Below are 24977 nucleotides of genomic sequence, written 5' to 3' on the forward strand. Positions count from 1 at the left end.
GCTATGAACAACTCGGTTACGAACACTGCCCGGTTGCTCTGGGCGGGCCTGCGGGCCCTGCTCGTGCTCACCGTCGTCTGCGGGGTGCTCTACCCGCTGGCCATCACCGGCGTGGCCCAGGGCCTGTTCTCCGACCAGGCGAACGGCTCGGAGATCAAGGCGAACGGCAAGGTCGTCGGTTCCTCGCTGATCGGCCAGTCCTACAACCTGCCGCTGAAGAAGGGCCAGGAGACCCCGGACGCCGACCTGAAGTGGTTCCAGGGCCGCCCCGCGAACGGGCTGGGCGCCAACAGCGTCAACACGCAGTACAAGCTGATCCTGTCGGGCGCCACCAACCGTTCGGGTGACAACGCCGACCTGATCAAGTGGGTCAAGGACGCCAAGGCCGCCGTCATCAAGGACAACTCGGTGAACGGCTACACGGTCAAGCCCTCCGACGTGCCCGCCGACGCGGTCACCTCCTCCGGCTCGGGCCTGGACCCGGACATCTCCCCGAAGTACGCCGACATCCAGGTGCACCGGATCGCGGAGAACAACGGCCTGCCCGTCGCCCAGGTGCAGAAGCTGGTCGACGAGCACACCGACGGCCGCACCCTCGGCTTCATCGGCGAGCCCCGCGTCAACGTCCTGGAGCTCAACATCGCGCTCAAGGGACTTGTGGCGAAGAGCTGATGGCCTTAGGCGCACCGCGCGGGAGTTGGCGGACGGGGAACAGACCCCGGTTCGTCAACTCCCGCGTTCACGAGGCCGGTTCCGTATGGTTCCGGCCCGCCGTACGACAGGAAAGGCGCACACTGATGACCCGGGTACTGGTGGTGGAGGACGACCCTCAGCTCGTCCGGGCCCTCGTGATCAACCTGCAGGCCCGCAAGTACGGCGTGGACCCCGCCCCCGACGGCACCACCGCACTGCGCATCGCCGCCGCCCGGCAGCCCGACGTGGTCCTGCTCGACCTCGGCCTGCCCGACATGGACGGCACGGACGTCATCAAGGCCCTGCGCGGCTGGACCCGCGTACCGATCCTCGTGCTGTCCGCCCGCCGGGCCTCCGACGAGAAGGTCGCGGCCCTGGACGCGGGCGCCGACGACTACATCACCAAGCCGTTCAGCATGGACGAACTCCTCGCCCGACTGCGCGCCGCCGTCCGCCGCACGGACGACGTTCCGCTGGCCCCCGAGACGACGCTCGTCACGACGGACGGATTCACCATCGACCTGCTCGCCAAGAAGGCCACCCGCGCCGGGCACGACGTACGCCTCACACCGACCGAGTGGCATCTGCTGGAGATCCTGGTCACCAACCCCGGCCGGCTCATCACACAGAGACACCTGCTGGCGGAGGTATGGGGAGTCAGCCAGAGCAACAAGACCAACTACCTGCGGGTCTACATGGCCCAACTCCGCCGCAAACTTGAGGCTGACCCCGCCCACCCCCGCTACCTCATCACCGAGCCGGGCATGGGATACCGCTTCGAAAGCTGAGGCGTGCGTACGAAACCGACGAAGAGAAGAGAATGGCACGCGGCAAGCTTCGGATCTACCTCGGTGCGGCACCGGGGGTCGGCAAGACGTACGCGATGCTCTCCGAGGCGCACCGCCGGGTCGAGCGGGGCACCGACTGCGTCGTCGCGTACGTGGAACACCACCACCGGCCGCGCACCGAGGTGATGCTGCACGGTCTGGAGCAGGTCCCGCTCTAGGAGTTGGAGTACCGCGGCTCCACGTTCACCGAGATGGACATCGACGCGGTGCTGGCCCGCCGGCCCCAGGTGGCCCTGGTCGACGAGCTGCCCCACACGAACATCCCCGGCTCCCGCAACGCCAAGCGCTGGCAGGACGTCGAGGAACTCCTCGCCGCCGGGATCGACGTCATCTCCACGGTCAACATCCAGCACCTTGAGTCGCTGGGCGACGTCGTCGAGTCCATCACGGGTGTACGGCAGCAGGAGACCGTCCCGGACGAGGTCGTACGGCGGGCGGACCAGATCGAACTGGTCGACATGTCACCGCCCGCGCTGCGTCGCCGTATGGCGCACGGCAACATCTACAAGTCCGACAAGGTCGACGCGGCCCTGTCCAACTACTTCCGGCCCGGCAACCTCACCGCCCTGCGTGAACTCGCCCTGCTGTGGGTGGCCGACCGGGTCGACGAGTACCTGACCGAGTACCGCAGCGAGCACCGGGTCACCGCACGATCGGGGTGACGGTCCCGGTCTGCAGACGCGACATGTCCAGCAGGTTGCCCACGAGGCGCCGGGCGGCGAGGTCCACGACGGAGGCCGGCCGTGGTCGGCTCCTTGCTGCTGAACTGGTTCTTCACCCCGCCCGTCCACACCCTGGGGTAGAGGCCGCCCAGTACTTCACCGCGTTCTCCACGAGGTTGGCGACCGATCGTTCCAGCAGACCGGGGTCGACGACGACCATCGGATCGTCGCCGATGACGTGGTGGAAGGTGCCGCCGAGGTCCTCGGCCAGGGTGCGCTGGACGGCGAGTTCCGTTCTCCCCGTGCCCACCCGGCCCGTGCAGGTCCACGGCGTCACGTCGCTCTCCCGTTCCAGGAGCGCGACCGACTCCATGCCGAAGGTCTCCCGGACCACGGCCGTGTCCGCGCACGCTCATGAGCGCACATCTCCTCCTCGGGCTGCCGATGCCCGTTCCGGACCGACATGCTGAAGTACGCGTCCGCTCAAGCGAGTCGGTCCCGCGGCCGACCCCGGAAAGCAGGTGTTCCTCTGCTCTTCGCGCCAGGACCGCGATGACGTCCAACGGCTCAAGGAACAGCTCACCGACAAGGGGTTGAACGCCTGGATCGACCTGTCCGACATACTGCCGTCGGCCAGGTGACGCGAGGCGGTCGTACGATCAGCGTCGGCCGCCGATCAGGTCGCGGCCGCGCCTTCGGTGACGACGTCGACGGCCAGGCGGCGGTGGGCCGCGAAGAGATCGAGCGCGGTCCCGGTGTCGCGGGCGCGCAGTGCGGCGACGAGCCCGCGGTGCTCCTCCGGGATGTGGGCGAGGTACCCCTCGGTGCTGTGGCCGATCCGGGTCAGCAGGAACAGGTGGACCTGGCAGCGGATGGCTTCCCACGCCTCTTGCAGACGCTGGTGTCCGGCGGCGGCGAAGACGGCGTCGTGGAAGGCGATGTCGCAGCGCACCATCTCGTGCTCGTCCGCCGCACGCTCCATGAGCCCGGCGGTCTTCTCGATCCCCGCGATGTCCTCGTCCGAGGCGCGGGCGATCACCTGCGCCACGGCGAGTTCCTCCAACGCGCCTCGCAGACTGTCGAGTTCGGCGACGTCCGCGGGCGACAGCGTCGTCACGAGGGTGCCCCGGTGCCAGGCGCAGTGGACCAGGCCCTCGCGCTCCAGCAGCCGGAGCGCCTCCCGCACCGGGCCACGGCTGACGTCCAGCGCACCGGACAGTTCCACCTCGCGCAGCGGCGACCCAGGGGCGTAGGCCCCGCTGAAGATCGCCTCCCGGATACGGTCCGCGACCTCGTCCGCCAGGCCCCGTCGGCGCGCAGGGGCCACCCTGTCCTGGTCACGCATGGTCTTGCCTCCCTCGATTGTCGGCATGTTAACATTCCTTGGATGTCTCAATGTTAACATTCGGACATTGACCCCGGTGGACGCACCCGGACTCGCGTTCAGGAAGGCAGGACACGCGCCATGACCGTGCTCGCATCACCGATCCCGCGGTTCCACCTGGCCATGCCGGTCGACGACCTGGCCGCCGCGCGCCGCTTCTACGGCGAGGTGCTCGGCCTCGCGCAGGGCCGCAGCGCGGACAGCTGGGTGGACTGGAATCTGCAGGGCCACCAGTTCGTCACGCACCTGGCCCCGGCTCGCGTGCGGCACGCCCACAACCCGGTCGACGGCCACGACGTCCCGGTGCCGCACTTCGGCCTGATCCTGACGATCCCCGAGTTCCAGAAGCTCGCCGACCGGTTGCGCGCGGCGGGTACCGAATTCGTCATCGAGCCGTATGTGCGCTTCGAGGGCCAGACCGGTGAGCAGTGGACGATGTTCCTCCTCGATCCTGCGGGCAACGCTCTCGAGTTCAAGGCGTTCGCCGACGACTCCCAGGTCTTCGCCGCCTGACGGCGCCGCTGCGAAGAGCAGCGATCGACGAAGAACCGACGAAGAGAGGCGCATCATCATGAAGGTGTTCCAGATCGGCGCCGCCGGAGGTGTCGGCAACCGGCTCGCCCGTCTGCTCGTCGCCCGCGGTGACGCGGTGACCGGCATGCACCGCAACCCCGCCCAGACCGAGACCGTGCGTGCGAGTGGCGCGACCCCGCTCACCGGAGACCTCGTCGACGACTCGGTGGACGAGCTCGCGGCGAAGATCGGCGGGCACGACGCGGTGGTGTTCTCCGCCGGAGCCCACGGCACCGGCAGGGACAAGACCACCGCCATCGACGGGAAGGGCCTGGAGAAGGCCGCAACCGCGGCCGCCCGCGCCGGGGTCTCGCGGTTCGTGCTCGTCTCCGTCTTCCCGGACGCCCTGCGCGCCGGCGAGCCCGACGAGGGCTTCGAGCACTACATGAAGGTCAAGAAGACCGCCGACGTCCACCTCACCCGCACCGGCCTCGACTGGCTGATCGTCCGTCCTGGCACTCTCCTCGACGAGCCCGGCACCGGCCGCGTCACCGCGGGCCCGGCCATCGAGTACGGCGACGTGCGCCGCGACGACGTCGCGGCGTTCATCGACGCGGCCCTGCACGAGCCGGCCCTGGGCCGCGTCATCGTCGAACTCACCGGTGGCGAGACCCCCGTGACCGAGGCGGTCGCTCGGCTCGTGAGCTCGTGAGCCCCGCCCCGACAGCCCCCCCGCACGGCAGAAGGCGACGCGCAGCTCCAGCAGGTCTACGTCAACCTCGAGAAGGCGGTGTGCTGGGGGTGTCGCTCACCGCGGAGTGCCGACCGCGTGCAGCACCGCGTCGGCCATGCCGCGTGCGCCGCGCTCGTTGGGATGCATCGGGGCGGCGGGAAGGCTGGGCAGCAGCGGCTCGATCCAGCGGGTGTCCCTGCCCGAGCAGGCGTCACGGCCGACGGAGGGCTTGTACGTGTCGACGTATCCGGCCCCGGCTTCCTGCGCCCGCTTGCGCAGCTCGGCGTTGAGCTGCTGTTCCTTGTCGTGGAGGTAGGTAGCGTCACCGGGTGCGAGGGTCAGGTCGTCGGCGCAGCCGGAGCCACCCGTCGGCAGGATCGCCGGGTATCCCACGACGTACACGCGGGCCTTCGGGGCACGGTGCTTCACCTCGGCCACCGCTTCGGACAGCCGCTCACCCGCCGTGTCGATCTTCCGCTGTACGTCGTCGGTTTCGCCGGAGACGTACTTCCCCCGGCACGGCGCGTCGTCCCCGGTGTACTTGCCGCGGCCCGTCATGTCGTAGATCACGCCCGCCTTGACGCATGCGGTGATCAACGAGCTGAAGCCGATGTCGTTGCCGCCGATGCCGAGGGTGACCAGCCGCGTCCCGGCGGACAGTGCCGACAGCTGGGCCGGGTTGGTGCCGTCGTCGGTGGACTGCGGCGTCGTCAGGTCGGCGATGGTGGCCCCGCTGCAGCTCACGTCGCGGAAGTGGGCCGCCCGCAGCCCCAGCCGCGCGGCGACCAGCGCCGGGTAGTCGTGGTCGGAGCGATCGCACCCGGCGGGGGTTCCGGTCCGGTCGGGGATCTGTGGCCCGGCGGTGTAGGAGTCGCCGAGCGCCACATACGGTCCCCGTGGCGTCGCGACTCCGACCGGGTCGGTGCCCGAGTTGTGCCGGGTGATGCCGACCGCGGCGACCAAGGTGGCGCAGGCGAGGAAGACCCCGAGCAGCACGGTTCGTAGGTGATTCGTCATCAACATGTCCTGCTGCCTCGGTGACGGATGAGGGGCGCGCACGCCGGAAGGCCCAACAGCCCGCTGGACAAAGGGAAACAGTCGTTGGAGAGGTCGCTTCGTCCCGCTCGCTGGGACGTCTTCAGGCTCTCTGGTCGGGCCCTGCCGCGTCGTCCTGCGGCTGCCGACAATCCCGGCTACTGAGAACGCAGTACGCCGGGGAGTGCGCGTAGTGCCGATGCAGACGCATGCCGGCGCCCACCGTGGTCCTCAGTCGCTGCCACGCCACTGGAGCAGATCGAGGGCGACGGCCACCTTGACCGTGTTGTCCTCGAGTGGCCTCGGAAGCAGTTGGCCGGCTCGGTCGAGCTGCCGGAGCAGGGTGTTGCGGTGGGTGTAGAGCCGGCGGGCGGCGCGGGTCGTGTTGCACTGGGCCTGGATGTACGTGAGGACGGCGTGCCTCAGTTCCGGGCTCGCCGTGGCGAGGTCGCCGAGGGTGGTCTTGACGAAGTCGTCGGCCTGTTCGACGTCCTGGCTGATCAGGCTGCTGAGCTGGACGTCGTCGAAACCGGCGACACGACGCGGTGAACGGAGCCTGGCGAGCATGCGCTGGGTGGTCAGCGCGTCGAGGTGGCTGCGCCGGAAGCCTTCCCTGCCCCGGGCGGGCGGGCCCACGGCGATCCGGACGCCCGGCAGCGGGTCGAGGAGTCGGCTCAGCAGGCCGGTGTCCGGTGCGGCGGGTCCGGGCAGCCACACCCACAAAGTGGCCGCGCCGACGATCACGGTGAGAGGTTGCTGCACTCCGGTCGTCTGCGCCAGAACCTCGGTCGCACGCTCGAGGTGGCCCGGTTCGGGGCCCGGTTCCTCGCTCCATACGACGGCGGCGGTGTGCGTCCGGTCGAGGGCGTAGCCCAGACGTGCTTCCGCCCGTTGCCGGCTGATGGGCGCGCCCTCGACGAGCAGGGTGACGATCTCGCGACGTTCGGCGTGGGTGCCGTGGGTCAGCTCTTCGCGCTCGGCGGCCATGCGTGCGGCGATGTCGACGATCGTGGCGTCGAGGAAGCCCGAGACGGAGCGCGCCGACACATCGAGCAGCTCGCGCAGTTCGTCGGGGTCGGAGGTCAGGGTGAAGGCGGTCTGCATCCAGCGCCGCCAGGCCGCGTTCTGTCCGACGCGGTAGGAGTCAAGGGCCGATTCGTCGAGCCCGCGGCGCACCAGGTCACGGGCATGGCCGAGACTGTCCGGGCCGATGTACGCGGGTACGGGCGCGCCGGGGTCGCGCGCGGTCTCCGACGCCCAGAACGCCAGGTGGGCGCGGTTGATCCGCCGTGTGGCGGCGCGCAGGGCGGGGTCCTGTGCGATGGCTCGCATGGTCACCGCCGCCAAGGTCGCCTCGTCGATCTCGTCGAGCCACTCCTGCAGACTGTTGAGTGCGATCTCCGCACCCTGCCGAAGCAGATCGCATGTCCGTTCGGACGGGTGCTGCCAGGTCATGACTGCACGGTAGCCAGCAGTGGTGCAAAATGCACTGGTTCTTTCCGATGACGGTGCGAACTGCCACACCGTACTGGCTGGTATGTGCGGTCATCATCGAGGCACCACCCAGCGAACGCCTCATCAACGGAGTCCCCGCACATGACCCGTCAGAGCGAGCACATCGACGTGCTGATCATCGGCGCCGGCATCTCCGGCATCGGCGCTGCCCACTACCTGCGGACCGAGCGGCCCGGCAGCAGTTACGCGGTCCTGGAGGCCCGTGGTGTCTCCGGCGGCACGTGGGCGCTGTTCCGCTATCCGGGCGTCCGGTCGGACTCCGACCTGCACACCTTCGGCTACGCCTTCAAGCCGTGGCGCAACGACAAGTCGATCGCCACCGCCGATCTGATCCTCGACTACCTGCGGGAGACCGCGGGGGAGAGCGGCATCGAAGCGCACATCCGCTACCACCACAGGGTGCGCGGCGCGGCCTGGTCCACCGCCGAGGCCCGCTGGACGGTGGAGATCGAGCGCGCCGACACCGGTGAGACGGTGTCGATGACCGCGAACTGGCTGTTCTGCGCCGGTGGTTACTACCGCTACGACGAAGGGTTCACCCCCCGGTTCGAGGGCCGGGAGCGGTTCGCCGGACAGATCGTGCACCCGCAGCACTGGCCGGAGGACCTGGACTGCGCGGGCAAGAAGATCGTGGTGATCGGCAGCGGTGCGACGGCCGTCACGCTGATCCCGGCGCTGGCAGACGCGGCCGGCCATGTCACCATGCTCCAGCGTTCGCCCACCTACATCCTTCCGGTCGCGTCGGAGGACGTGATCGCGAACACGCTGCGCAAGGTGTTGCCGGCCGGCCTCGCCCACCGGCTCACCCGGCGCAAGAACATCGCCGTGCAGCGCCTCATCTGGCGGACCTCGCGACGTCACCCACGGGTCGTACGACGTCTCATCCGCGCCGTGAACATCAGGCAACTGCCGGCCGGTTATCCCGTGGACGAGCACTTCAACCCGCCCTACGACCCCTGGGACCAGCGGCTGTGCACGGTCCCCGACGCGGACCTGTTCAAGGCGCTCAGGAAGGGAACGGCCTCGGTCGTCACCGACCGGATCGCGACGTTCACCGAGACCGGCATCCGGCTCGAGTCCGGTCGTGAGCTCGACGCCGACATCATCGTCACCGCCACCGGGTTGAACGTGCAGTTGTTCGGCGGGATGGCGCTCTCGGTGGACGGTGAACCCGTCGACTTCGCCGACAAGGTGGCCTTCAAGGGCATGATGCTGAGCGGCGTACCGAACTTCGCCTTCGCGATCGGCTACACCAACTCCTCGTGGACGCTCAAGGTGGGCCTGCTGTGCGAGCACTTCACCCGGCTGCTCGGACACATGGACGCCACCGGCACGGACATCTGCTGCCCCGAGCTCCCCGACCCGGCCATGCCGACCCGTCCGCTGCTCGACTTCGGCGCCGGATACGTCAAGCGGTCCCTCCACGTGATGCCGCGTCAAGGACTCGCCTATCCCTGGCTCATGTCGATGAACTACCACTCCGACGTCAAACTGCTGCGCGGCGGCCCCGTCGAGGACGACAACCTGCGCTTCGCCTCCGGCGCACGCCAAGCGAAGGCCGAGACGTCGGCATGAGCGACGACCGCTTCGTGCCCGTAGGATGCGACATCACCCCGTGCCACCGGACGCACGGCGATGATCGACGGCTGCGTCGGCCGGGGCTTCTTCGGCATCCACTTCCACAACCGTGACGCCGGTCGGTCCACGAGGATCGCGGCGCCGCCGGGCGCGCTGTGTCAGGCGCGGGTTCGCCCGCGGTTCGCCCGCGGCGACGCGTACGGCCTCGGAGACCCGGCCCAGGACACCACCCACCGGCCTGCTCGAGCACCTCGGTGCGGCGAGCGCGCACGCCGTCGCGACCGGCGCGGGCTCGGCCACCGGGCTCGATCCCGCACGCGCGCTCCGCCCCACCGGTCCAGGGCCTGTCCGGCGGATCATGCCGGAGACGCTGCGCCTCTGCGGCGCCGTTGCTTCCCCCCGACCTGATCCACCGGACAGGCCCTAGCGAGCGGTGGGATCCAAGGCCTTCGCCGACGGACCGGGGCGGGTGCGTGCCTCCGGCGGGACGAGGGGGCCGTGTCCCGCGGAGCAGACGACCACGGTCTCGACCGGCGCGCCGCAGCCGGCGTGCGTGACCTCCAGGGGCGGGCCCTCGGGATCCGCAGCATGGCGGTCTCCCCACTGCTTGAGGGCGATCATCGCCGGCCACAGCTCCCAGCCCTTGCGGGTGAGCCGGTACTCGTGGCGGGTGCGGCTGCCGGGCTCGTTGTAGGGGACGGTGTCCAGGATCCCGGCCGCGACGAGCTTCCGCAGCCGGTCCGAGAGCACGCTCTCGGACAGCCCGACGTGCCGACGGAAGTCGTCGAAGCGCCGTACGCCGTTCATGGCATCCCGCAGGACCAGCAGTGACCATTTCTCGCCCACCAGGTCGAGAGTCCGCTGGACCGTGCAGTTCTCGGTGCTTGTCTCGAGCCACGTCATGCGCCCCATCGTAGGCTGGCTTCGACGTTGACATCCAGACGTCGTCCTGGCTAGCTTCGAATTCCACATTCAGATTATCGAGGGAGCGTCATGGGCAGGTCACGCACGTACGACTGGGAGGACCCCACCGTCTCCGCCGCCGCCGTCGGGCAGCACAGCGGTCTCGACTTCCTCCGCGAGGTGCAGGCCGGACGGCTCCCCGCCCCGCCGATCTCGGCGACCCTCGGGATGACGCTCGAAGAGGTCGAGCACGGCCGGGTCGTCTTCGCCCTCGTTCCGGGCGAGGAGCACTACAACCCCATCGGAAGCGTCCACGGCGGGGTATACGCCACCCTGCTCGATTCGGCGGCGGGCTGCGCGGTGCAGTCGGTCCTGCCGCAGGGGATGGGGTATACCTCACTCGACCTGAATGTGAAGTTCCTGCGCCCGGTCACCGTGGACACCGGCAAGGTCCGTGCCGTGGGCACCGTCCTGAACAGCGGACGTCGTACCGCCCTCGCGCAGGCCGAGCTCTTCGATTCCGGGGACCGGCTGCTGGCGCACACGACCAGCAGCTGTCTGCTGTTCCCCGTCTGACCGGCGCGCCCGCACAGGAGTGCGACGTACGGAAGGCAGGCAGCTATGACGGTGTATGACTACGACCGGCGCCGGACGGGGGTTCTGCTGGTCGATCCGCTGAACGACTTCCTCGCCGACGAGGGCAAGCTCTGGCCGCGCATCGCGGAGGTCGCGCGGGAGGTCGACCTGCGGGCCCATCTGTCCGAACTGGTGTCCACCGCTCGCGAGGTCGACGTTCCGGTGTTCTACGTGCCACATCACCGCTGGGCACCGGGGCTGTACGAGTTCTGGTCCCATCCGAACCCGTCACAACGCGCCGTGGACAAGAACCAGCTCTTCGCTCAGGACGCGTTCGGCGGGGATTGGTATCCGCCCCTGCGGCCCGAGCCCTCGGACACGGTGGTCGCACAGCACTGGGCCCAGAGCGGGTTCGCCAACACGGACCTGGAGATGCGCCTCCGCCAGCGCGGCGTGGATCATGTGATCGTCATCGGACTGCTCGCGAACACCTGCATCGAGACCACGGCCAAGTACGCGATGGAACTCGGATTCCATGTGTCGCTGGTGACCGACGCCACCGCGGCGTTCTCGAGCGAACTCATGAGGGCCGCCCATGAATTGAACGGTCCGACCTACGCACATGTGATCACAGACACGAAAAGTGTCGTAGCGGCACTGAAGACATAAGGTCACAGGGACAGATGGTGCAGAGGATGTTGGACCGGCTCTGAGCCGGGCTTCACCGGAAGGATCCACTCATGGACGAGCGCTTCGACGTGGTCGTACTCGGAGCAGGACCGGGCGGCTATGTCGCCGCCATCCGCGCCGCGCAACTCGGCAAGCGGGTCGCGGTCGTCGAGGAGCGGTACTGGGGTGGTGTGTGTCTGAACGTCGGCTGCATCCCCACGAAGGCGCTGCTGCGCAATGCCGAGCTGGCGCACATCTTCACGCGGGAGGCGAAGACGTTCGGCATCAAGGTCGACGGCGAGGTCTCCTTCGACTACGGCGAGGCGTTCCGGCGCAGCCGCCGGGTCGCGGACGGCCGCGTCAAGGGCGTCCACTTCCTGATGAAGAAGAACGCGATCACCGAGATCGACGGCCGCGGCACCTTCCTCGACGCCCACACGCTTCAGGTCGCCCTTGCCGACGGCACCACGAAGACGGTCGGATTCGACGACTGCATCATCGCCACCGGCGCCACCCCCAAGTTGCTGCCCGGCACCCGGCGCAGCGACCGTGTCGTCACCTACGAGGAGCAGATCCTCGCCGAGGACCTGCCGCGCTCCATCGTGATCGCGGGCGCCGGGGCGATCGGCATCGAGTTCGCGTACGTCCTGCACAACTACGGTGTGAAGGTCACGGTCGTCGAGTTCCTGGACCGGGTCGCCCCGCTGGAGGACGCGGACGTCTCCGCCGAACTCGCCAAGCAGTACCGGAAGCTGGGCATCGATGTGCTCACCTCGACGCGTGTCGAGTCGATCGACGAGTCGGGCCCGCAGGTGCGGGTGACGGTCACCGGCAAGGACGGTGCGCAGAAGGTTCTGGAGGCCGACAAGGTCCTCCAGGCGATCGGCTTCGCGCCGAACGTCACCGGGTACGGCCTGGAGGCCACGGGTGTACGGGTCACCGAGCGCGGCGCGATCGACGTCGACGGCCGCTGCCGTACGTCCGTACCGCACATCTACGCGATCGGGGATGTGACCGCGAAGCTGATGCTCGCGCACAACGCCGAGTCCATGGGGATCATCGCGGCCGAGACGATCGCGGACGCGGAGACCATGGAGCTGGACTATGTGATGATCCCGCGTGCCACGTACTGCCAGCCGCAGATCGCCAGTTTCGGCTACACCGAGGCACAGGCGAAGGAGCGGGGCTACGACGTCAAGGTCGCCAAGTTCCCCTTCACGGCCAACGGCAAGTCGCACGGTCTGGGTGACACGGTCGGCTTCGTGAAGCTGATCAGCGACGCCAGGTACGGCGAGCTCCTCGGGGGCCATCTGATCGGTCCGGACGTGACGGAGCTGCTGCCGGAGCTGACGCTGGCGCAGCAGTGGGACCTGACCGTGCACGAGGTCGCCCGCAATGTCCACGCCCACCCGACCCTGGGTGAAGCGGTGAAGGAAGCCGTGCACGGCCTGGCCGGACATATGATCAACTTCTGAGTCCGTGCGACGCGCTGGAGCACCGGCGCGCGAGGAGGTCGCCCACCGCGGCGACCTGGACGACCTCACTCACCGCATGCTCGAGCTCAACGCGCAGCGCAGGGCGGGTGGTCGGCGCCGGGCTGGACACCTTGACGCCCATCGCGCAGCCCCCGCGGTGATTTCCGCCGCGGGCGGCTGACGCTCACGAGGGGGTGGCGGTGCTGACGACGCGAACGGCACCCTCAGGGGCGCAGCACCAGGCGGATCGGATCGCCCTTCTTGCGCTCCAGCCGTTCGACGGCTTCGGCCGCCTGGTTCAGGGGCAGTACGTCCGAGATGGAGCGGGAGAAGTCCAGCCGCCCGTTCTCGGTGAGGTGGATGAGTTGTGCCACCGCGTTCGCGCCGGAGCCGAAGTGGCCCAGGAGCCGTAGCTCTCGGGTACTGAAGGTGGTGCTGTCCGCGATGGTGACCGGCTTTCCACTCAGCCCGACGAGGATCAACTTGCCGCCGTCGGCCAGCACGGACAGGGCCTGCTCGCGCACCGGGGTGACGCCGGCGAAGTCGAAGGCGGCCTCGATACCGGCCCCGCGGGTGGCGGCGGCGACCTTGTCCGCCAGACCGGGGTCGGCCGGATCGAGGGCGAGGTCCGCGCCGAAGGCCAGGGCGCGGTCGCGGGCGGCGGGGGAAGGGTCGACGGCGATGATGGGGCAGGCGCCCACCATGCGCAGCAGCTGCACCCCGTGCGCGCCCAGACCGCCGATGCCCCAGACCCCGACCGCCTGGCCGGGGCGGACACCGGCGGTGTCGGTGATGGCGCCCCACGGGGTGGAGACCGCGTCGGGGATGACCGCTCCCTGCTCGAAGGGGATCGAGTCCGGGAGCGATACCAGGGTGTCGATCCGGGCGAGCGCGAATTCGGCCCAGCCTCCGTCGTAGTCGACACCACGGGTCCAGCCCCGCCCGTCGCGGTACTCGCCGGCCTGGAGGACGACGCGGTCGCCGACTTCCCAGCCGCCCGCGTCCGGACCCGGCTCGGCGACGGTGCCGGCCACCTCGTGCCCCAGGGTCACCGTGTCGCCCCGCAACAGCGCGGGTGTGCCGCCGAGTTCTCCGGAGATCAGGTGGACGTCGGACAGGCACACCCCGGCCGCTTCCACCTTGACCAGGACCTCACCCGCACCGGGGGTGGGCCGGTCGACCTCCTCGACCCGCAGCTCGTGGGTGGGGAAGTGCAGACGCACTGCGCGCATGACAGCCATGACGGCTTCCTCTCCGTACGTGATCTGTGCCGTGATCTGTACCGTGAAGTGTCACCGTTGGCGCCGCGGTTGAGGTCCGTTCTACGATCCCGGGACATGACGACTCCCCCCTGCTACGCCTGCGGCCAGGAAGCGCGGTTCGACGAACTTCCGCCCCGCGAACGCGTCGTGTCCGATGAGTACTGGCGGGTGGCTCACAGCTTCAACACCGCGGTGCCCGGCTGGCTGGTGCTGCTGCCGCGACGGCATGTCACGGCCGTCCATGACCTCACCGACGCCGAGGCCGGGGCCCTGGGGGTGTGGCAGGTCAGGCTCTCCAGGGTGCTGCGCGGGGCGACCGGTTGCCTCAAGACCTACGTCGTCCAGTTCGCCGAGTCCGAGGGCTTCTCGCACGTGCACTTCCACATCGTGCCGCGCATGGCGGATCTGTCCGTCGCACACCGTGGGCCGGGCATCTTCGGGCTCCTGGACCGTCCGGAGCCGGAGCGGGTGACAACGGAAGGCGCGGACCGTATGGCCCGCGCCCTACGAGCCCGGCTTCACGGGCTCCCGCACTCCTGGGGTCCGCCGGACAGGCTCTAGTAGGGCCTGTCCGGCGGACCCTGCCGGAGACGCGGGGTCTGGCACGCTCATCTGCGGCGTTGTCGTCGGTTGCCGACGCTCCGCGTCGACGCCCTCCTCCGCCTTGCAGCTGGACGCACCAGACCCCGCTCACCTGCGCTTATGAGGCGCCGTTACTTCCCTCCGACCTGATCCGCCGGACAGGCCCTAGTTCTGAACCCTGAGGGTGCCCCGGTCGCTCTCCCGCAGCGCGCGACCGATGATCAGGCGCTGGATCTGGTTGGTGCCCTCGAAGATCTGCATGACCTTGGCCTCCCGCATATAGCGCTCGACCGGGAAGTCGCGGGTGTAGCCGGCGCCGCCCAGGACCTGGACGGCGTCCGTGGTGACCTTCATGGCGTTGTCCGTGGCGATCAGCTTGGCGATGGACGCTTCGCAGGCGAACGGGAGCCCCTGGTCCTTGAGCCGGGCGGCGGCGAGCGTGGTGGCGCGGGAGGCCTGGACCGCCGCGGCCATGTCCGCGAGCACGAAAGCCAGCCCCTGGTGTTCGATGATCGGGCGGCCGAAGGTCTCCCGTTCGCGCGAGTAGCGCAGCGCGTGGTCCAGTGCTCCCTGGGCCAGGCCCGTGGCGACGGCCGCGATGCCGAGTCGTCCGCAGTCCAGTCCGGCGAAGGCGATCTTGAGTCCCTGGCCCTCCTCGCCGATGCGTCGATCCGCCGGGACACGCACGTCCTCCAGGCGGATGGTCGCGGTGGCCGACCCGGTCAGACCCATCTTGTGCTCGGGCGGATCGGCTATCAGACCAGGGGTGTCGGCCGGGACGAGGAAGCAGGAGATCGCGCCCGAGCCCGCGTCGGACGTGCGCGCCATGATCGTGTAGAAGTCCGCGTGCCCACCGTGCGTGGTCCACGCCTTGGCGCCGTTCAGGACGTAGTGGTCGCCGTCCCTGACGGCCCGGGTGCGCATCGCGGCGGGGTCGGAACCGGCGTGGGCCTCGGACAGGCAGTAGGCGCCGAGCAGCTCGCCGCTGAGCATGTCGGGCAGCCACTCCTTCCTCTGCTCCTCGGTGCCGAAGGAGGCGAGGGCGAAGCAGGACAACGCGTGCACCGAGACGCCGACCCCGACGCTGGCCCACACGGCGGCGATCTCCTCGAGGACCTGGAGGTAGACCTCGTAGGGCTGGTCCCCGCCGCCGTACTCCTCGGCGTAGGGCAGGCTCAGCAGGCCCGCCCGGCCGAGCGTGCGGAAGATCTCGCGGGGGAACTTCTCCTCGGCCTCCGCCTCGGCGACGCGAGGCGCGAGCTCCTTCTCGGCGAGCTCACGGGTCAGGCCGATCAGGTCGACGGCTTCCGGGGCGGGAAGCGTACGGGTAGCTGGCATGGGATTTCCTCGGTCGCTCTGGAACTATTGATACGGTGAGCGATACAACAGTATCGTTTTTGGTACCGTGATGCCATGCAGTCCAGCGATGGATCCGGGGGCCCCCTCGTCGGTCTACGCGTCCTCGAGCTCGCGGGACTCGGGCCGGCTCCGCACGCGGCCATGGTGCTGGCCGATCTCGGCGCCGACGTGGTGCGCGTCGAGCGGCCCTCCGGCCGGGCGCTGCGGCTCGGCCCGGAAGGCGCCACCGACATCGTGCGGCGCGGCCGCAGGTCGGTCTTCGCCGATCTCAAGGAGTCCGAGGGACGTGCGCTGGTACGGGCGCTGGCCGCCCGGGCCGATGTGCTGATCGAGGGCCTGCGGCCGGGCGCCGCCGAGCGCCTCGGCGTCGGCCCCGAGGACTGCGGCAGGGAGAACCCGGGCCTCGTCTACGCACGCGTCACCGGCTGGGGTCAGGACGGCCCGCTCGCCCAGGATCCCGGGCACGACCTGAACTACATCGGTCTCACCGGGCTGCTCCACGCGATGGGCCGTGCCGGTGATCCGCCGCCCCCGCCGCTCAATCTGGTGGGAGATTTCGGGGGTGGGTCCATGCTTCTGGTCATCGGCGTCCTGGCCGCGCTCTGGGAGCGCTCACGTTCCGGGGCCGGGCAGGTCGTGGACTCCGCCATGCTCGACGGGACCGCCCTGCTCGGCCAGATGACGTACGCGCTGCGCGGCATGGGCGAGTGGTCGGACGAACGGAGCGCCAACCTCCTCGACGGGGCCGCCCCTTTCTACGACACCTACGAGTGCGGCGACGGCAAGTACGTGGCCGTCGCCGCACTCGAACCGCAGTTCTTCGCGGCGCTCCTGGAGGGACTGGGCATCGCCGGGGCCCACCTGCCCGCCCAGGGCGACCGCGGCGGCTGGCCCGTGCTGCGGGCCTGGTTCGAACAGCGCTTCGCCTCCCGCACGCGCGACGAGTGGACCGCGCACTTCGCCGGCACGGACGCGTGCGTCACCCCCGTGCTGACGTTCGCGGAGGCGGGAGCGCACCCGCATGTGGTAGCCCGGAGCACCCTCGTCGAGGTCGACGGCATCCTCCAGGCCGCACCGGCCCCGCGCTTCTCGCGCACTCCCAACCGGCGGCCCTCGGCCCCGGGTGCGCCGGGCGCGGACACCGAGTCGGTGCTGCGCGACTGGGGTGTCGGCTCCCCGGCCGCCACCCCCGCGGTCAGGGCGAGACCGCGTGCACGATGAGCGACGCCAACTCGGCGTACGCCTCCGCGTCGGTCAGCCCCGTGCGCGCGGACACCTCGCCGCGCTGGATCTCCTGCATGGTGGCGGCGACGACCTCGCCCACGAAGGCCGCGTGGACGTCACGGAACGCGCCGGCGGCGACGCCGTCCGCGATCAGCTGTCTGATCCGGCCCGCGGCCAGGCGGGTGTTGGCCTCGTACACCTCGCGGGCCGGTTCGAATCCGGCCATGTCGTCGAGGAACCGCCGGGACAGCGGCCTCAACTGCTGGGCGACCGCGTTCAGGTAGACCACCACGCGCTCCGCGGGCGCGGAGGTGTCCGCCACCTGCTTCTCGATGGCCTCGGCCGCACTCCGGAAGTAGTGCTTCACGGCCTCACGGACCAACTCCTGCTTGCTGCCCGCCAGTTGGTACAACGTCGTCTTCGAGCAGCGCAGCCGCTCGGTCAGTTCGTCGAGCGTGAACGAGGCGAAACCTTCCGCCGCCAGCAGGGCGACCAGCCGTTTCAGCAGGTCGGTCTGGCGCGCTGTGCGACGTGTGGACGGCATGACCTCAGCGTAGCCGTTCCCCTTTACTCGGCAGGAGATGCTGTCAGCGGGCGGTCCAGCCGCCGTCCACGACGACCGTCTGTCCGGTGACATAGCTTCCGGCGTCGCCGACGAGCCACAGGACCGCGCCGACGATGTCATCGGCGGTCCCCTCCTTGGGCAGCGGGGTGTTGCGGCGCAGGTACTCGGCGGCGCGCTCACCGCTCGTAGAGCGGGCCGGTGATCTCGCTGCGGAAGAAGCCGGGGGCGACCGTGTTCACCCGGATCGAATGCCGCGCCCACTGCACCGCGAGTTCGGCGGTCAGGCCGGACAGGCCCGCCTTGCTCGCCGCGTACGAGGCCTGCGGGATGCCGGGGATACCGACCCGGCCGCTGATGGACGAGATGTTGACGATCGCGCCCCGGCCGAGGGCGCGCATGTGGGGGAAGACGGCCTGCGCGATCAGCAACGGGGCCAGCAGGTTGAGGTCCATGGTGCGGCGGACGGCGTCGAGCGGTTCGGACTAGGCGCGCTCGGTCGTGAACATGTTCCCGGCGGCGTTGACGAGGATCTCCGGCGGTCCCAGTCCCTCGACGACCGTCGGCACCACGGAGCCGATCCGGTCGAGGTCGGACAGGTCGCAGGGGACGGCGAGGCCGTCGATCCCCTGGGCGAGCTCGGCCAGCCGGTCGTGACGGCGGGCCACCACGGCGACCCGGGCGCCGAGCGAGGCGAGTGCGCGAGCCACCGACGCTCCCAGACCCGACGAGGCACCGGTCACGACCGCCACCCGGCCATTGAGGCCGAACATCCGTGCGGCGACATCGGGGTCGGGCGCCACGCGGGTCTCCCTTCGACGGCAGAGCGTGTCGGGGGGCGGCTCCGGCGCAGACCGCTGACCGTTGAACAGGCCCGGCACGCATCGTATGCCGGTCGGAGAAGGCGCGTGCCGTGGCGCGTCGCATCCGGGCGGGATGGGTCGCGATCAACGACGCGTTCGACTTCGGCTGTCCGTTCGGCGGGTACAAGAAGAGCGGCAACGGCCGGGAGTGGGGCGAGTTCGGCTTCCACGACTACCTGGAGACCAAGGGCATTCTCGGCTAGGGCCTGTCCGGCGGATCAAGTCGCGGGAATCGGGCGGTCCCTCATGAACGCAGATGTGCGTGCCAAGCCCCGCGTCTGCGGCATGATCCGCCGGACAGGCCCCAGGGGGCGATCCGGACGACACCCCTGCACGCCTGAGGCGGCCTCATCGGGATGACGAGGCCGCCTCACGGAGCGGACATCCGGGTGCAGGCGGATGCGGGCGGGGCGCCGGACGGGTCAGGCGCCGCAGGAGCGCAGGAACTTCCGGGTGCGTACGGCGATCGGGAGCGGCTTGTCCGGCTCGCAGGGGTACATGTCCTGCTCGACGATGGCGAACAGCTCCACGCCCAGACGCTGGGCGGCCACCAGCACCGGCTCCAACTCCGGTACGCCGGACGGGGGTTCGCACATCACACCGCGCTGCACGGCGGGACCGAACGGCACCTCGTTCTTGACGACGTCGGCGAGGATCGCCGGGTCGACCTGCTTGAGGTGCAGATAGCCGATGCGCTCGCCGTACGTCTCGATGAGCTTGACGCTGTCGCCGCCGCAGTAGGCGTAGTGCCCGGTGTCCAGGCACAGGTTGACCAGGTCGGAGTCGGTGGAGTCGAGGAAGCGCTCGACGTGGTCCTCGGTGTCGATGTGCGTGTCGGCGTGCGGGTGGACGACGATGTCGAGGCCGTATGTCTCCTTGACCTCGTGGCCCAGCCGTTCCATGCCCTTGGTCAGGTGGGCCCACTGCTCGGCGGTCAGCTCGGGCGGCTCGATGATCTCGGCGGTCTTGTCGTCCCGCCAGAAGGAGGGGATGACCACCAGATGCTTCGCGCCCATGGCCTGGGTGAGCGCGGCGACCTCGCTGACGTGTTCCCAGGTGGCGTCCCAGACGGACGGTCCGCGGTGCAGCCCGGTGAAGACCGTACCGGCCGACACCTTCAGGTCGCGTTTGTCGATCTCGGTGGTGAGCCGGACAGGGTCGCTCGGCAGATAGCCGTAGGGGCCGAGTTCGATCCAGGAGTAGCCCGCCTCGGACACCTCGTCCAGGAAGCGTTCCCAGGGCACCTGCTGTGGATCGTCGGGGAACCAGACGCCCCAGGAGTCCGGTGCGGAGCCGACCCGGATGCGGTCCAGGGGAGCGGTCATGTCAGGAGGTCCCTTCGGGAGTGGCCGCCACGGGTGCTTTGAGGTCCTCGGCTTCGGGGAGTTCCTCGACGTCGACGCCGCGTACCTGGGCCAGTTCGTGCTTGAGCGCGGCGAGTTCGGCTCCGCCTGCCATGTGGTTGGTCAGCTCTTCGAGGCTGACCTCGCTGCGGGCGGCGCTGAGTTCCATGGTGCCCAGGCGCAGCACGCTGAAGTGGTCGCCGACCATGTAGGCGTGGTGGGGGTTGTGGGTGATGAAGATGACGCCCAGGCCGCGGTCGCGGGCGGCGGCGATGTACTTCAGGACGACGCCGGACTGTTTGACGCCGAGGGCGGCGGTGGGCTCGTCGAGGATGAGGACGCGGGCGCCGAAGTACACGGCGCGGGCGATGGCCACCGACTGGCGCTGGCCGCCGGAGAGGGTGCCGATGGGCTGGTCGAGGTCGTCGAGGACGATGCCCATGTTGCGCAGTTCCTCGTCCGCGGTCTTCTTCATGCGGTCGATGTCGAGGCGCTGGATCGGCCAGGGGCCTTTGGTCATCTCGGAGCCGAGGAAGAAGTTGCGCCACACCGGCATCAGCGGCACGGTCGCCAGGTCCTGGTAGACGGTGGCGATACCGCGGTCCAGGGCCTCGCGCGGGGTGGAGAAGCGTACGGGGGCGCCGTCGACGAGGAATTCGCCCTCGGTGTGCTGGTGCAGGCCGGAGATGATTTTGATGAGGGTGGACTTGCCGGCGCCGTTGTCGCCGAGGACGCAGGTCACCTGGCCGGGGTGGACGGCGAGGGAGACTCCGTGCAGGGCACGGATGTTGCCGTACGCCTTCCCGGCGCTGCGCAGTTCGACGATCGGGGCGGTGCCGTCCTCGGGCGGAGCGTCCGGGAGGATGGCGCCGGCGGGTCCGGATCCGTTGGTTGTCATGGGTCGGTTCACCTCCGGGTCGCCGCGCGGCGGACCCACAGATTGATGAGCGTGGCGCCGAGCAGCATCACGCCGAGGAAGGCCTTGAACCAGTCGGGGTTCCAGCCCGCGTACACGATGCCCTGGTTGACCATGCCGAACATGAAGGCGCCGAAGACCGGTCCGATCGCGGAGCCGTAGCCGCCGGTGAGCAGACAGCCGCCGATCACCGCCGCGGCGATGTAGATCAGTTCCTGGCCGACGCCCTCGCCGGACTGGACGGTGTTGAAGGAGAACAGCTGGTGCATGCCGATGAACCAGGCGCCGAAGCCGACCAGCATGAACAGCGTGATCTTGGTGAAGGTGACGGGTACGCCGACCGCGCGGGCGCTGTCCTGGTTGCCGCCGACGGCGAAGATCCAGTTGCCGTACTTGGTGCGCAGCAGGACCCAGGTGGCGATGGCGGCGAAGACCAGCCACCACACGATGGTGATCTTCACCTGGACGCCGCCGACGTCGAAGGACGAGGCGAAGACCTTCTTGGCCTGGTCGAAGCCGTCCATGGTGCTGATGTCGTCGGTCGCGACGTTGCCGGTGATCAGCTTGGTCACCGCGAGGTTGACGCCTTGCAGGATCAGGAAGGTGCCGAGCGTGACCAGGAAGCTTGGTAGCCCGGTGCGGACCATCATCCAGCCGTTGAACGCGCCGACCGCCAGCGAGACGATCAGTGCGACGATCACGCCCACCCAGACGTTCATGGTCAGTTGGTAGCTGACCATGCTCGCGGTGAGCGCCGAGGTGATCACGGCGACGCCGGCCGAGAGGTCGAACTCGCCGCCGATCATCAGCAGCGCCACGGGCAGTGCCATGATCCCGATCGTCGACGACTGGTAGAGCACGGTCGCCATCGAGCTGCCGGAGCGTACCGACGGCGCGGCGATCAGGAAGAAGACGAACACCGCCACGGCGCCGAGGAAGACGCCGACCTCGGGGCGGGCGAGCAGCCGCAGCGTCAGGGAGCGCTGGGCGGTCCGGCCGTCGGTCTCCTTGGGGCCGGGGGCCGGCGGTGTGGTCACCGCCGGCTCAGCCTGCTGGGCCATGCTCATCACCGGGTGCCCTTCGCGGCGAACTGGGCGACGGCGTCGACGTTGGACTTGTCGACGAAGGCCGGGCCCGTCAGGATCGGCTGCTCCCCGCCGCCGCTGTAGTTGCCGTTCGTCTTGTAGAGCCACAGCGAGTCGACGGCCAGGTAGCCCTGCAGGTACGGCTGCTGGTCGACCGCGAACTGGATCGTGCCCTTGCTGATGGCGCCGGTCAGGTCCTTGTTGAGGTCGAACGTGGCGATCTTCGCCTTGCTGCCGGCGTCGCCCAGCGACTGCACCGCGGTCAGGGCGTACGGGGCGCCGAGGGTGACCACGTAGTCGATCGCGCTGTCCTGCTTGAGCTTGGCGGTGATCGTCGACTTCACGGACGGCATGTCGGTGCCGTTGACGTACAGCGTCTCCGTCTTGCCGCTGAAGGTCTTCTTCACGCCGTCGCAGCGCTGGGTGAGTCCGATGTTGCCCTGCTCCTGGATCACACAGACGGCCTTCTTCGCGCCCTCCGAGTTCAGCCTCTTGCCCAGCGCCTCACCCGCCACCGTCTCGTCCTGGCCGAAGAACTCCATCAGGCCCAGCTTCTGCCAGTCGCTGACGCCCGAGTTGAGGCCGACCACCGGGATCTTGGCCGACGTCGCCTTGCTCACGACGTCCTTCATGGCGTCCGGCTTGGCGAGGGTGATCGCGATGCCGTCGACCTTCTGGTCGATGGCGTTCTGGACCAGGTTGGCCTGGTTGCCCGCGTTCGGGTCGGCGGAGTAGATCAGCTTGACGTTGTCCTTGGCGGCCGCGGCCTCGGCGCCCTTGCGGACGATGTCCCAGAACGTGTCGCCGGGTGCCTGGTGGGTGACCAGCGCGACCGTCATGCGGGGCGTGCCGGCCTTGCCGGCCGACACCGCCGCCCCGCTCTCCTCGGACTTCTTTCCGCCGGAGCTGCTGGAGCAGCCGGCTATGAGCAGCATGGATGCCGCTGCGGTCGCGACGAGCGGGGCGATTCTGCGGGTACGGGGGTGAAACGTGCGGTCCATCTTTCCAGCACCTCACTGTGCGACAGGGGAAAGGGAACGGGACGGCGCCGGGGCGCTGGGCCCGTGCGGGGCTCGGACAGGACGTCCGGGTCGATGCGGGTGACGCGGCTGCTTCGTTGGGACGGGATACAAGTCCCTGACACACCCCCCTGTCAATACTTTGTTAAGACATCATTTCCTGATCAGGTCCGAATGTCAGTACAAAGTCTTGACAGGGGAGGGCCATGGGTCCTACACCTAAGAGGCACCGGGCGCCCCGTTGCCCGCATCCCACGCATCAGGAGCGTCACGCATGCCTGAGTCCGCTGAATCCTTCGACGCCGAATCCCTCGACGTCATCACCATGGGACGCATCGGCGTCGATCTGTATCCGCTGCAGACGGGTGTGCCGCTCGCGCAGGTCGAGTCCTTCGGGAAGTTCCTCGGCGGCTCGGCGGCCAACGTCGCGGTGGCCGCCGCCCGCCTCGGCCGGTCCACCGCGGTGATCACCCGCACCGGACAGGACCCCTTCGGCACCTATCTCCACCAGGCGCTCAAGGAGTTCGGCGTCGACGACCGCTGGGTCACGCCCGTCGACGCCTACCCCACGCCGATCACGTTCTGCGAGATCTTCCCGCCGGACGACTTCCCGCTCTACTTCTACCGGCGGCCCAAGGCACCCGACCTGGAGATCCGGACCGACGAGCTGGACTTCTTCGCGATCCGCGCGGCCCGCATCTTCTGGATCACCGGCACCGGCCTGAGCGAGGAGCCCAGCCGCTCCGCCACACTCGCCGCGCTGAAGGCGCGTGCCAAGTCCGGCACCACCGTCTTCGACCTCGACTGGCGGCCCATGTTCTGGACGGACCCGGACGAGGCACGCCCGTACTATGCCGAGGCCCTGCGCCACGCCACCGTCGCCGTGGGCAACCTGGACGAGTGCGAGATCGCCACCGGCGTACGCGAACCCCGCGCGTGCGCCGAAGCCCTGCTGGCGGCCGGTGTGGAACTCGCCGTCGTCAAACAGGGCCCCAAGGGGGTCCTGGCCGTCCACCGCGACGGCACCGTCGCCGAGGTCCCGCCCGTCCCGGTGGAGGTCGTCAACGGCCTCGGCGCCGGAGACGCGTTCGGCGGCTCGCTCTGCCACGGTCTGCTGTCCGGCTGGGAGCTGGAGAAGACCATCCGGTACGCCAACGCGGCCGGCGCGCTCGTCGCCTCCCGTCTCGCCTGCTCCTCCGCGATGCCCACCGAGTCCGAGGTCGAGGACCTCCTCGCGCGCGGCTGACCGACGCCACCCCCTGAACGGAGCCTGTCTTGAGCATCAGCATCCCCGACCTCGCCACGGTGCGCGCCCGGCATCCGGAGGCCATCGCCGAAGCGGCCGCCCGCCGGGTCCGCCGCCCGCTGATCGGCGACAGCGGCCGCCTGATGATCGTGGCCGCGGACCACCCCGCACGCGGCGCCCTCGGCGTCGGCGAGCACCGCCTGGCCATGGCCAACCGCGCCGACCTCCTCGAACGCCTCTGCGTCGCGCTGGCCCGGCCCGGGGTGGACGGGGTGCTCGCCACCGCCGACATCCTGGAGGACCTGCTGCTCCTGGGCGTTCTGGAGAACAAGGTCGTGATGGGCTCCATGAACCGCGGCGGCCTGTCCGGCGCGTCCTTCGAGATGGACGACCGCTTCACCGGCCACCGAGCCGCGGACATCGAGCGGCTGCGCTTCGACGCCGGAAAGCTGCTGGTGCGCATCGACTACGACGACCCGGGCTCCCTGGAGACCCTGCAGACCACCGCGCGCGCCATCGACGACATGGCCGCCCGCCGACTGCCCCTGTTCGTCGAGCCGTTCATATCCCGCCGGGTGGACGGCAAGGTCCGCAACGACCTGAGCTCCGAGGCCGTCACCCGGTCCATCGCCATCGCCTCCGGCCTCGGTGGCACCTCGGCCTACACCTGGCTCAAGCTCCCGGTCACCGACGACCCCGACGACATGGCCGAGGTGCTGGAGGCCTCCACCCTGCCGGCCGTACTGCTCGGCGGCGAGGTCGGCGGCGACCAGGAGGGCGCGTACGAGAGATGGCGCAAGGCCCTGCGGCTGCCCACCGTCCAGGGCATGGTCGTGGGCCGCTCGCTGCTCTACCCCGCCGAGGGCAGCGTGGAGACCGCGGTGGACACCGCGGTCGGACTGCTCTGACTCCCCCCGCCCGCGCCGACTCGC

General features: G+C 69.6%; 26 protein-coding genes and 2 pseudogenes. 14 read left to right on the plus strand and 14 right to left on the minus strand.

Annotated elements, in window-relative coordinates; translation table 11 throughout:
* The first annotated feature begins 3 nt into the window (after positions 1-3).
* The 3 genes and pseudogenes from SMIR_RS37020 to SMIR_RS37030 all read left to right on the plus strand — a co-directional run.
* Entirely contained in the window at positions 4-672 is a 669-nt protein-coding gene (locus SMIR_RS37020; protein WP_212726525.1) for a potassium-transporting ATPase subunit C, read from the plus strand.
* A gap of 125 nt (positions 673-797) precedes the next feature.
* On the plus strand, positions 798-1481 hold the full coding sequence (locus SMIR_RS37025; RefSeq protein ID WP_212726524.1) for a response regulator: 684 nt from the start codon (positions 798-800) through the stop codon (positions 1479-1481).
* 32 nt (positions 1482-1513) lie between these two features.
* A pseudogene (locus tag SMIR_RS37030) lies at positions 1514-2188 on the plus strand (histidine kinase); the annotation flags it as partial.
* A gap of 127 nt (positions 2189-2315) precedes the next feature.
* Here the strand turns inward: SMIR_RS37030 and SMIR_RS37035 are convergent.
* Positions 2316-2597, minus strand: coding sequence for a hypothetical protein (locus SMIR_RS37035; RefSeq protein ID WP_212728518.1), 282 nt, complete (start codon positions 2595-2597; stop codon positions 2316-2318).
* Between the two features lie 282 nt (positions 2598-2879).
* Entirely contained in the window at positions 2880-3530 is a 651-nt protein-coding gene (locus SMIR_RS37040) for a GntR family transcriptional regulator (protein ID WP_211119014.1), read from the minus strand.
* 138 nt (positions 3531-3668) lie between these two features.
* Between SMIR_RS37040 and SMIR_RS37045 the strand changes: the two genes are divergently transcribed.
* Complete coding sequence (locus tag SMIR_RS37045) at positions 3669-4100, plus strand: VOC family protein (RefSeq protein WP_168489360.1); 432 nt, start codon at positions 3669-3671, stop codon at positions 4098-4100.
* A 58-nt stretch (positions 4101-4158) separates the two neighbouring features.
* Entirely contained in the window at positions 4159-4812 is a 654-nt protein-coding gene (locus SMIR_RS37050; RefSeq protein ID WP_168489358.1) for an NAD(P)H-binding protein, read from the plus strand.
* Positions 4813-4908: 96 nt separating this feature from the next.
* On the opposite strand, the gene SMIR_RS37055 is transcribed toward SMIR_RS37050, so the two are convergent.
* Both SMIR_RS37055 and SMIR_RS37060 read right to left on the minus strand, forming a co-directional pair.
* Positions 4909-5850 (minus strand): SGNH/GDSL hydrolase family protein, encoded by a 942-nt coding sequence (locus SMIR_RS37055; RefSeq protein WP_168489356.1) that lies wholly within the window; start codon positions 5848-5850, stop codon positions 4909-4911.
* 249 nt (positions 5851-6099) lie between these two features.
* On the minus strand, positions 6100-7323 hold the full coding sequence (locus SMIR_RS37060) for a PucR family transcriptional regulator (RefSeq protein WP_168489354.1): 1224 nt from the start codon (positions 7321-7323) through the stop codon (positions 6100-6102).
* A gap of 141 nt (positions 7324-7464) precedes the next feature.
* Between SMIR_RS37060 and SMIR_RS37065 the strand changes: the two genes are divergently transcribed.
* Positions 7465-8958, plus strand: coding sequence for a flavin-containing monooxygenase (locus SMIR_RS37065; protein ID WP_168489352.1), 1494 nt, complete (start codon positions 7465-7467; stop codon positions 8956-8958).
* A 426-nt stretch (positions 8959-9384) separates the two neighbouring features.
* Here the strand turns inward: SMIR_RS37065 and SMIR_RS37070 are convergent, their stop codons facing one another.
* Positions 9385-9864, minus strand: a complete 480-nt coding sequence (locus SMIR_RS37070; protein WP_168489349.1) for a winged helix-turn-helix transcriptional regulator — start codon at positions 9862-9864, stop codon at positions 9385-9387.
* Positions 9865-9954: 90 nt separating this feature from the next.
* Here SMIR_RS37070 and SMIR_RS37075 point away from each other — a divergent pair, with 90 nt between their 5' ends.
* The 3 genes from SMIR_RS37075 (at position 9955) to lpdA (ending at position 12584) form a co-directional block, all read left to right on the plus strand.
* On the plus strand, positions 9955-10440 hold the full coding sequence (locus tag SMIR_RS37075; protein ID WP_168489346.1) for a PaaI family thioesterase: 486 nt from the start codon (positions 9955-9957) through the stop codon (positions 10438-10440).
* 45 nt (positions 10441-10485) lie between these two features.
* Positions 10486-11109, plus strand: coding sequence for a cysteine hydrolase family protein (locus SMIR_RS37080; RefSeq protein WP_168489344.1), 624 nt, complete (start codon positions 10486-10488; stop codon positions 11107-11109).
* A 71-nt stretch (positions 11110-11180) separates the two neighbouring features.
* Entirely contained in the window at positions 11181-12584 is a 1404-nt protein-coding gene (lpdA, locus tag SMIR_RS37085; protein ID WP_168489342.1) for a dihydrolipoyl dehydrogenase, read from the plus strand.
* Between the two features lie 224 nt (positions 12585-12808).
* Here the strand turns inward: lpdA and SMIR_RS37090 are convergent, their stop codons facing one another.
* A complete protein-coding gene (locus tag SMIR_RS37090) occupies positions 12809-13825 on the minus strand; it encodes a zinc-binding dehydrogenase (protein ID WP_212728010.1) in 1017 nt (338 codons plus the stop codon).
* A 96-nt stretch (positions 13826-13921) separates the two neighbouring features.
* Between SMIR_RS37090 and SMIR_RS37095 the strand changes: the two genes are divergently transcribed.
* Complete coding sequence (locus SMIR_RS37095; RefSeq protein WP_168489336.1) at positions 13922-14407, plus strand: HIT family protein; 486 nt, start codon at positions 13922-13924, stop codon at positions 14405-14407.
* A gap of 186 nt (positions 14408-14593) precedes the next feature.
* Here SMIR_RS37095 and SMIR_RS37100 read toward each other — a convergent pair whose 3' ends face one another.
* Positions 14594-15766, minus strand: coding sequence for an acyl-CoA dehydrogenase family protein (locus SMIR_RS37100; protein WP_212728011.1), 1173 nt, complete (start codon positions 15764-15766; stop codon positions 14594-14596).
* A gap of 75 nt (positions 15767-15841) precedes the next feature.
* Between SMIR_RS37100 and SMIR_RS37105 the strand changes: the two genes are divergently transcribed.
* Positions 15842-17008, plus strand: coding sequence for a CaiB/BaiF CoA transferase family protein (locus tag SMIR_RS37105; RefSeq protein ID WP_212728012.1), 1167 nt, complete (start codon positions 15842-15844; stop codon positions 17006-17008).
* On the opposite strand, the gene SMIR_RS37110 is transcribed toward SMIR_RS37105, so the two are convergent.
* The 3 genes and pseudogenes from SMIR_RS37110 to SMIR_RS43890 all read right to left on the minus strand — a co-directional run bounded on the left by SMIR_RS37110 (position 16983) and on the right by SMIR_RS43890 (position 18346).
* Complete coding sequence (locus SMIR_RS37110) at positions 16983-17555, minus strand: TetR/AcrR family transcriptional regulator (protein WP_168489329.1); 573 nt, start codon at positions 17553-17555, stop codon at positions 16983-16985. The two genes, SMIR_RS37105 and SMIR_RS37110, sit on opposite strands and share 26 nt — an antisense overlap.
* A gap of 43 nt (positions 17556-17598) precedes the next feature.
* A complete protein-coding gene (locus tag SMIR_RS45055) occupies positions 17599-17736 on the minus strand; it encodes an SDR family oxidoreductase (RefSeq protein ID WP_211119013.1) in 138 nt (45 codons plus the stop codon).
* Between the two features lie 16 nt (positions 17737-17752).
* Positions 17753-18346: pseudogene (locus tag SMIR_RS43890) on the minus strand (SDR family NAD(P)-dependent oxidoreductase).
* Between the two features lie 110 nt (positions 18347-18456).
* Between SMIR_RS43890 and SMIR_RS37130 the strand changes: the two are divergent.
* The gene (locus SMIR_RS37130; RefSeq protein ID WP_211119012.1) at positions 18457-18639 is read left to right on the plus strand and encodes an aldehyde dehydrogenase family protein; all 183 of its coding nucleotides are present in this window, start codon (positions 18457-18459) and stop codon (positions 18637-18639) included.
* A 219-nt stretch (positions 18640-18858) separates the two neighbouring features.
* On the opposite strand, the gene SMIR_RS37135 is transcribed toward SMIR_RS37130, so the two are convergent.
* Genes SMIR_RS37135 through SMIR_RS37150 form a run of 4 tightly spaced genes read right to left on the minus strand, consistent with a single transcriptional unit; the run spans position 18859 to position 22781 of the window.
* Positions 18859-19761 carry a sugar phosphate isomerase/epimerase family protein gene (locus SMIR_RS37135; RefSeq protein WP_168489327.1) on the minus strand — a complete coding sequence of 301 codons (903 nt, stop codon included), beginning with the start codon at positions 19759-19761 and terminating at the stop codon, positions 18859-18861.
* 1 nt (position 19762) lies between these two features.
* Positions 19763-20677, minus strand: a complete 915-nt coding sequence (locus SMIR_RS37140; RefSeq protein ID WP_168489324.1) for an ATP-binding cassette domain-containing protein — start codon at positions 20675-20677, stop codon at positions 19763-19765.
* Between the two features lie 8 nt (positions 20678-20685).
* Complete coding sequence (locus tag SMIR_RS37145; RefSeq protein ID WP_101407328.1) at positions 20686-21762, minus strand: ABC transporter permease; 1077 nt, start codon at positions 21760-21762, stop codon at positions 20686-20688.
* The gene (locus SMIR_RS37150; RefSeq protein ID WP_168489321.1) at positions 21762-22781 is read right to left on the minus strand and encodes a sugar ABC transporter substrate-binding protein; all 1020 of its coding nucleotides are present in this window, start codon (positions 22779-22781) and stop codon (positions 21762-21764) included. The genes SMIR_RS37145 and SMIR_RS37150 overlap by 1 nt, the downstream gene beginning before the upstream one ends.
* 292 nt (positions 22782-23073) lie before the next feature.
* Here SMIR_RS37150 and iolC point away from each other — a divergent pair, with 292 nt between their 5' ends.
* Both iolC and SMIR_RS37160 read left to right on the plus strand, forming a co-directional pair.
* Entirely contained in the window at positions 23074-24045 is a 972-nt protein-coding gene (iolC, locus tag SMIR_RS37155) for a 5-dehydro-2-deoxygluconokinase (protein ID WP_168489319.1), read from the plus strand.
* A gap of 29 nt (positions 24046-24074) precedes the next feature.
* Complete coding sequence (locus SMIR_RS37160) at positions 24075-24953, plus strand: Cgl0159 family (beta/alpha)8-fold protein (RefSeq protein WP_212728013.1); 879 nt, start codon at positions 24075-24077, stop codon at positions 24951-24953.
* Positions 24954-24977: the final 24 nt, after the last annotated feature.

This window comes from Streptomyces mirabilis, from assembly GCF_018310535.1.
GTDB lineage: Bacteria > Actinomycetota > Actinomycetes > Streptomycetales > Streptomycetaceae > Streptomyces.

Excerpts from the sequence above, each read along its gene's own strand:
- SMIR_RS37020 (WP_212726525.1), top strand. The coding sequence starts at position 4 with ATGAACAACTCGGTTACGAACACTGCCCGGTTGCTCTGGGCGGGCCTG.
- SMIR_RS37025 (WP_212726524.1), top strand. The coding sequence starts at position 798 with ATGACCCGGGTACTGGTGGTGGAGGACGACCCTCAGCTCGTCCGGGCC.
- SMIR_RS37045 (WP_168489360.1), top strand. The coding sequence starts at position 3,669 with ATGACCGTGCTCGCATCACCGATCCCGCGGTTCCACCTGGCCATGCCG.
- SMIR_RS37050 (WP_168489358.1), top strand. The coding sequence starts at position 4,159 with ATGAAGGTGTTCCAGATCGGCGCCGCCGGAGGTGTCGGCAACCGGCTC.
- SMIR_RS37055 (WP_168489356.1), bottom strand. The coding sequence starts at position 5,850 with ATGACGAATCACCTACGAACCGTGCTGCTCGGGGTCTTCCTCGCCTGC.
- SMIR_RS37060 (WP_168489354.1), bottom strand. The coding sequence starts at position 7,323 with ATGACCTGGCAGCACCCGTCCGAACGGACATGCGATCTGCTTCGGCAG.
- SMIR_RS37065 (WP_168489352.1), top strand. The coding sequence starts at position 7,465 with ATGACCCGTCAGAGCGAGCACATCGACGTGCTGATCATCGGCGCCGGC.
- SMIR_RS37070 (WP_168489349.1), bottom strand. The coding sequence starts at position 9,864 with ATGACGTGGCTCGAGACAAGCACCGAGAACTGCACGGTCCAGCGGACT.
- SMIR_RS37075 (WP_168489346.1), top strand. The coding sequence starts at position 9,955 with ATGGGCAGGTCACGCACGTACGACTGGGAGGACCCCACCGTCTCCGCC.
- SMIR_RS37080 (WP_168489344.1), top strand. The coding sequence starts at position 10,486 with ATGACGGTGTATGACTACGACCGGCGCCGGACGGGGGTTCTGCTGGTC.
- lpdA (WP_168489342.1), top strand. The coding sequence starts at position 11,181 with ATGGACGAGCGCTTCGACGTGGTCGTACTCGGAGCAGGACCGGGCGGC.
- SMIR_RS37090 (WP_212728010.1), bottom strand. The coding sequence starts at position 13,825 with ATGGCTGTCATGCGCGCAGTGCGTCTGCACTTCCCCACCCACGAGCTG.
- SMIR_RS37095 (WP_168489336.1), top strand. The coding sequence starts at position 13,922 with ATGACGACTCCCCCCTGCTACGCCTGCGGCCAGGAAGCGCGGTTCGAC.
- SMIR_RS37100 (WP_212728011.1), bottom strand. The coding sequence starts at position 15,766 with ATGCCAGCTACCCGTACGCTTCCCGCCCCGGAAGCCGTCGACCTGATC.
- SMIR_RS37105 (WP_212728012.1), top strand. The coding sequence starts at position 15,842 with ATGCAGTCCAGCGATGGATCCGGGGGCCCCCTCGTCGGTCTACGCGTC.
- SMIR_RS37110 (WP_168489329.1), bottom strand. The coding sequence starts at position 17,555 with ATGCCGTCCACACGTCGCACAGCGCGCCAGACCGACCTGCTGAAACGG.
- SMIR_RS37135 (WP_168489327.1), bottom strand. The coding sequence starts at position 19,761 with ATGACCGCTCCCCTGGACCGCATCCGGGTCGGCTCCGCACCGGACTCC.
- SMIR_RS37140 (WP_168489324.1), bottom strand. The coding sequence starts at position 20,677 with ATGACAACCAACGGATCCGGACCCGCCGGCGCCATCCTCCCGGACGCT.
- SMIR_RS37145 (WP_101407328.1), bottom strand. The coding sequence starts at position 21,762 with ATGAGCATGGCCCAGCAGGCTGAGCCGGCGGTGACCACACCGCCGGCC.
- SMIR_RS37150 (WP_168489321.1), bottom strand. The coding sequence starts at position 22,781 with ATGGACCGCACGTTTCACCCCCGTACCCGCAGAATCGCCCCGCTCGTC.
- iolC (WP_168489319.1), top strand. The coding sequence starts at position 23,074 with ATGCCTGAGTCCGCTGAATCCTTCGACGCCGAATCCCTCGACGTCATC.